We start from the raw sequence: 5395 nt of genomic DNA, 5'->3' as shown, positions 1-5395 counted from the left end.
TTCCACTTTCGAGTGCGAAAGTGAATCGCCATCGACGCAGGCAAGAAGCGCGTCACATGGTCAGCGCAAGAATTGTCTGCCGCGCAGACTCCTAGCGGTACTTGCAAAAATTAAACCGCTTGACTGGGCCGGGATGTCACAGATACTAAAAACGTCCCCAATAATGAGGGGGCCGGGTTTAGCAGCTCGAATTACACATGGCGGACAACCGCTGACTGACGGCTTTTTTTCGTCCGTACCATCACGTCTCTATGAGCGGTGGTGGTGGGGAGGCTTCGGCCTGCCGGTTTCCCTGTGTACCGGTCTGCTAACCCTGCCATTTGCCGCTTACCCCGTTTAGCAGCGGGTTGTGCGGTTCACCACCACACAGGAGGCAATACCATGCCAAGCACCGCCACGCCCAAACAATCCCCAATCCCTCCAGCAGCACCCGTCGCGCTTCATCAGCCCATGACCTGGCTGCACCAATCGCTTGAGAGCGACACTCATACCCAATTCGTCAACCGCACCCGTGATATCTGCTATGGCCTCGCCTTGGCGCTTCAACTGGTCCACGGCTGCGGAATGGATGTCGCCGCTGGTACCTCGCCCATTCTCAAATCGAACGACGCCGAACGCATGATGCTGCTTGCCACCACTGCGGCGAAGATGCTGGGCGAGGAGGCCGAGCGTGAAATCGAGTTCCTCAATGACCGTGCGCAGCAAGGCGGTGCAGCGTGAGCGCCCGCGCCCACCAGGCCGCCGCCGCGCTGCTGTTCGAGCTGCAGCACGCCGACAGCATCATTAAGGTCATGCTCAATGCCATGACCGCCCAGCAGAATGCCCGCGTTGCGGAAAAGTTCGAGACTGACCGCATCGTCACCGACGGCATCAACCGACATCACGAGCGTGGGGCCGCTATCGAGACAGCCAAGGAGCAGCCCGCACTGCCGACCAGGACCAGCACCAGCTACCAGCACCAGCACCAGCGGCCTAAGCGCCAAACAACGCGTGGGCATCGCGGGCCGTGCGTGCGACGCCTCAGCGCAAGCCGAAGACATCGCGCACCTGCTGCAGGCGACGTTTGAGAAACTGGACGAACTGGCGCTCGCCGGCGGGCCGCTGAGTGCCGAGGTCAGCGCCGCGAACTGCTTCGCCACCTGCGCCGCGCGCAATGCGGAGCTCATCAAGGAGGCCGCCGCCGACATCGTAGCGCTGGCACAGGAAGGGGGTGCCGCGTGAACGCCGCCAGCCGCTACGTGCTGCCGGAGCCGCCGGAAGTCGGCCCGGCGCCAGCGCTGCGCTATTACGGCGGTGACCTTGGATTGGTTGACGCCCAGGACGTAACCATTCACGCCCACACGCCGACAGGCTGGGTGGACCTGATGCTTGAGCAGGCGCTGCGCAACATCGACCAGTTTGCCGAGCCAGGGCGCACGCGCATCCTGCTGGTGCTGCCGTTCCACTTCGATATGCCGGGAGCGCGGGCATGAACGCGCCTATCAAGCCGCTCGGCGGCGGCAAGAGGCACGGTGCTGTGGTGCTAGTGCCTGACACGCTGACCGGCGCCGAAAGGCTCATGGTTGCGAGCTACCGCGCCACGGCGCCGGAATGGCGCAGCGAGTCCGTGGACTTCGCCAACACCCTGTCCAAGATGTTCCCCTTGGTGAAAGAAATTCGCCCGGCCGCCGGGCCCGCCATCCGCTTGGTGGGTCTGGGCGACAAAGGAGGTGCTAAGTGAGTACCCTGGCCGAACTTTCCCGCATCCGCACGGAATTGGGGCTGGCGCCGGTCGGCGGCGTGCTTTGGCTGGGCGTCGGCTTCCTGCCTCCCAAGAAAAACGCTATCGAAATCTACCCCGCGAACCTGCCCACGGCGCTTGATTGCCGCGCCGTGGCCGGTCTGGATGTCGTCCTGCTGTTCCCCGGCGACCTTATCAGGTACGGCGCGCTGCGCACCCTGTCCGACCGCCTGTACCAGGCCCGGCCCCGGCGCCTGCTGCTGGTCGACAGCGACCACAAGCGCACCGCCTTTTTGAAACTGGCGAAACCATGATGGCCGACAAGCACACGACCGACCACATGGCGGGCTTCACGCTGAGCAAGGAAGACGACGCTGCACGGTCGACGCGCATCGAGGTGGAGCGCGCCGGGGAAACAATACGCCCCTTTGACCGTTCGATGCAGCGCGGTGAGCGGGTGGCGAAAATCCGCTGCGGTGCCGACATCACGCCGCAGCCCATCACCTGGCTTTGGCCCGGCTGGGTGCCGGCGGGCAAGTCGACGATACTGGCCGGCGCGGCGGGTACCGGCAAGACCACATTGGCGCTGGGGCTGGCCGCCGTCCTCACCGCAGGCGGGCGCTGGCCTGACGGCAGCGTGTGCCAAGGCCGGGGCAATGTGCTGATTTGGTCCAGCGAGGATGTGGCCGACGATACGCTTGTGCCGCGCCTGATTGCCTCCGGCGCCGACCTGGCGCGCTGCCACTTCATTGAGGGCATCGCGCAGGATGGCGAAAGCGTGCCATTTGACCCGTCGCAGGACATACCGGACTTGCGCCGCGCCGTCGACGCCATCGGCGGTGTAAGCCTGCTGCTGATAGACCCGATTGTGTCGGCGGTGGCCTGCGATATGCTCCGAGCCAACGATGTGCGCCGCAGCCTACAGGCGGTGGTGGACTTCGCTGATGCCCACGGCTGCGCGGTCAGCGGTATCACCCACTTTGCCAAGGGCGGCTCCGGTAAGGCGCCGCAGGACCGGGTCGGCTCCCAGGCCTTCGGCGCGCTGGCGCGCATGGTTCTGGTGACGGCGAAGGAGGAAGGCAGTAACCGCCGCCATCGTCCGGGGCGAAGTCGAACATCGCCCCGGACGATGGCGGCGTTGCCTACTCGCTTGACCTGGTAACGATTGCCGGTGGCATCGAAGCCACACACGCGGTATGGGACGGCATCATCGAAGGCACGGCGCGTGAGATTCTCGGCGAGGTCGAGCACGACGACGGCGACGGGGCGGCGCGCCATGACCTGGTGCGCATGCTGGTCGACCTGCTGACCGAGAACGGCGGCAAGATGCCGGCCAAGCAGGTCAAGGCGGAAGTGAGCGACGCCGGCTATTCATGGACGGCCGCCAACCGGGCGAAAGACAAGGCCGGCATCGAGTCGGCCAAGGAGAAGGGGACGACGAAAGGCGGTTGGACGTGGTTCTTACCCGGCGCAGCGCCTTGAAGAAACCGCCGAAGAAACCGCACTAATTTCTGTGGTTTCTTCGGTTTCTTCGAGCGCCTCGACAGCCTGCCATACATGAAAGGGCAAAGGGAGCGCAGCAAAAACAGTGCTCGCTTCGCTCCCTTCGGAGTGACTTCCAGCAAATCGCCTAGCTGTTAAAGAAGCTCAGGTTTTTTGGCGCAGTACGCTTACTGTCTAACAGCCCCTTGCACAGGTATCCGAATGCCTCATTGGTGACTGCGTCCTTCGGAATGATTTTTCCGGTGTCGACACCATGGACAATCTTGTCCACTGGTTCAACCACGGCACGTGCATAATTTGCATAGCTGTCGTGCTTGAGAAATGGGTGGTCGTCCTTACCGAGAGGGCAAGCAGGATCATGCCATTGCCCTTCTACGATGGAGCAAATGGGCACTATGAGAACGGACAGAATATGAGTAGCCGGATCGTTCTTTGGTTTCGTTAAAATCACGAATAAATGTCTGCGCTCTGGGTCGTGGGCCGGCCCTGAAATGACCAAGAGCCCATTTTGTCGAACGACCAAAAACGTCACAGTGCGTGCAGCAATTTTTCGAGCCGCTGACGCTCTTTGATACGGCCGGACAACTCAGTTGCAACATCGTCGGGAGTGCCGTTTGCAACTAACACGTCGCCATAGTCGATTGGAAGTGTGCTTGTGCCAGGGTCGCGCCATTCGGCACAACTCTTGTGGGTGTAATCGGCAAGGTCCCACTGGTCTTTGCTGCCATGCACAGCCCACACGCGTTCCATCAACTCGATTTCAGATGGGCTAATTTCGTCGAGCAGCTCTTCACTGAAGTCTTCTTTGGTGAGTGAAACTTTGTGGTTGGCATGGTCGGAAATCCAACTATCCCACCCATCCTGCAATTCTGTGTCGCCGTAGCCATCCATGCAATCCTTCGTTCTCGAGAGGACTGGGCCGTAACGCATCGATACCAATGCGTCGTCAAGCATCGAGTCGCCATATTCTTGGATAGAGCTACGCTCAGCCAAATACATGAGCTTCATCAGCTTCAGATGCGAGATGGTGCCACCTTGCTTCGCGGTAAAGAAGGCAGCAACCTGAGCGGCTTTTCGTTCGTTGTACATATATTTACCCTTCGCGGGTGAGTGCGAATCGAAGCAAGGCCCTGCATCGCCTTTCCGACTCGTTTTAAAAGTATAGCAATAAAAACTTACCTTGAATCAACCTGTTGTAAAAACGTACGTATAAATCGCTTGCTGTTGATCTCTGATTGGTAGGCGGTATCTCATTTTACCGAAGTGCCAGAAAAGAGGAGCACGACTGACAGGGTAAATGCCTATTGGCCTGTCCTATCACAAAGAATCGGTTGTTTTTCGCAAATCGGGTTACACAGCGTTTACATGGCAACTTGACGCAACCATCAGAGCAAAAAAGGGTTACATGCCGAAGCATGTAACCCTTTGATTTTCCAACTAAATTCTGGTGCCGACTGCCGGTTTCGAACTGGCCACCTGATGATTACAAATCAACTGCTCTACCAAATGAGCTAAGTCGGCCTTACTTTGCGATGCGAATTATACCCTACTTAATCCGCGTCAGGGTAGGGCGGCCGCCTTTTTTCGGCGGCTCGTCGTCGCCGGCGGGCGCCGTGCGGGCGTCTTGCTGGCTGCTGCTCGGCACCGACGACAGCATCGGCGCCGGCGCGCTGATTGGCGTGGCGGCAAGCACCGGCTCGCTGCCCGAGGCCGGGCTGTCGGTCGGGCCGGCGGACGGGTCGAAGGAGCCGAGTTGCGGCTCGAACGCCATGCCCTGGCCGTTTTCGTTGGCGTAGATCGCCATCACGTTGTCGACCGGAACGTAGATCTCGCGCGAGACGCCGCCGAAGCGGGCGTGGAAGCGGATGCAGTCGTTGTCCATCTTCAAGCCGCTGGTCGCGCCGAAGCTGATGTTGAGGACGATTTCGCCCTTTTTCACGTATTCCATCGGCACCGTGGTGCCGGCGTCGACCTTGACGGCCAGGTAGGGCGTGTAGCCGCTGTCGGTGCACCATTCGTAGATGGCGCGCAGCATATAGGGTTTGGTTGAGATTTCAGGCATGGTCTTGGCAGGCTGGGAAGCCGGAGGGGGGGGGGGGGGGGGGGGGGGGGGGGGGGGGGGGGGGGGGGGGGGGGGGGTGGGAGGGGTAGGCGGGTATCCAAAAATCACTC

The 5395-nt window shown here is 60.9% G+C and carries 10 protein-coding genes and 1 tRNA gene; 7 read left to right on the top strand and 4 right to left on the bottom strand.

The window, feature by feature from the left end:
- The first annotated feature begins 381 nt into the window (after window positions 1-381).
- The 7 genes from ACFDR9_RS26810 to ACFDR9_RS26780 all read left to right on the top strand — a co-directional run bounded on the left by ACFDR9_RS26810 (window position 382) and on the right by ACFDR9_RS26780 (window position 3202).
- The gene (locus ACFDR9_RS26810) at window positions 382-720 is read left to right on the top strand and encodes a hypothetical protein (RefSeq protein WP_409032947.1); all 339 of its coding nucleotides are present in this window, start codon (window positions 382-384) and stop codon (window positions 718-720) included.
- A 270-nt stretch (window positions 721-990) separates the two neighbouring features.
- A complete protein-coding gene (locus ACFDR9_RS26805; protein WP_409032946.1) occupies window positions 991-1221 on the top strand; it encodes a hypothetical protein in 231 nt (76 codons plus the stop codon).
- Window positions 1218-1472: a hypothetical protein gene (locus tag ACFDR9_RS26800; RefSeq protein ID WP_409032945.1), complete on the top strand. Its 255-nt coding sequence runs from the start codon at window positions 1218-1220 to the stop codon at window positions 1470-1472. Before ACFDR9_RS26805 ends, ACFDR9_RS26800 begins: the two co-directional genes overlap by 4 nt.
- Window positions 1469-1720 carry a hypothetical protein gene (locus tag ACFDR9_RS26795; protein ID WP_409032944.1) on the top strand — a complete coding sequence of 84 codons (252 nt, stop codon included), beginning with the start codon at window positions 1469-1471 and terminating at the stop codon, window positions 1718-1720. The genes ACFDR9_RS26800 and ACFDR9_RS26795 overlap by 4 nt, the downstream gene beginning before the upstream one ends.
- Window positions 1717-2034: a hypothetical protein gene (locus ACFDR9_RS26790; protein ID WP_409032943.1), complete on the top strand. Its 318-nt coding sequence runs from the start codon at window positions 1717-1719 to the stop codon at window positions 2032-2034. The genes ACFDR9_RS26795 and ACFDR9_RS26790 overlap by 4 nt, the downstream gene beginning before the upstream one ends.
- Complete coding sequence (locus ACFDR9_RS26785) at window positions 2031-2882, top strand: AAA family ATPase (protein WP_409032942.1); 852 nt, start codon at window positions 2031-2033, stop codon at window positions 2880-2882. The genes ACFDR9_RS26790 and ACFDR9_RS26785 overlap by 4 nt, the downstream gene beginning before the upstream one ends.
- 128 nt (window positions 2883-3010) lie before the next feature.
- Window positions 3011-3202 (top strand): hypothetical protein, encoded by a 192-nt coding sequence (locus ACFDR9_RS26780; protein ID WP_409032941.1) that lies wholly within the window; start codon window positions 3011-3013, stop codon window positions 3200-3202.
- 148 nt (window positions 3203-3350) lie between these two features.
- On the opposite strand, the gene ACFDR9_RS26775 is transcribed toward ACFDR9_RS26780, so the two are convergent.
- The 4 genes from ACFDR9_RS26775 to ACFDR9_RS26760 form a co-directional block, all read right to left on the bottom strand.
- Window positions 3351-3674 (bottom strand): hypothetical protein, encoded by a 324-nt coding sequence (locus ACFDR9_RS26775; protein ID WP_409032940.1) that lies wholly within the window; start codon window positions 3672-3674, stop codon window positions 3351-3353.
- 77 nt (window positions 3675-3751) lie between these two features.
- Entirely contained in the window at window positions 3752-4312 is a 561-nt protein-coding gene (locus ACFDR9_RS26770) for a Panacea domain-containing protein (protein WP_409032939.1), read from the bottom strand.
- Window positions 4313-4668: 356 nt separating this feature from the next.
- Window positions 4669-4744: transfer RNA gene (locus ACFDR9_RS26765), tRNA-Thr, on the bottom strand.
- Between the two features lie 25 nt (window positions 4745-4769).
- Window positions 4770-5285, bottom strand: a complete 516-nt coding sequence (locus ACFDR9_RS26760; protein WP_409032938.1) for a ClpXP protease specificity-enhancing factor — start codon at window positions 5283-5285, stop codon at window positions 4770-4772.
- Between the last annotated feature and the right edge of the window lie 110 nt (window positions 5286-5395).

The organism is Janthinobacterium sp. CG_23.3, from assembly GCF_046115965.1.
Lineage (GTDB): Bacteria > Pseudomonadota > Gammaproteobacteria > Burkholderiales > Burkholderiaceae_D > Janthinobacterium.
The sequence above is the reverse complement of the archived record's forward strand: the minus strand, read 5'-3'. Positions and strand labels throughout refer to the sequence as shown.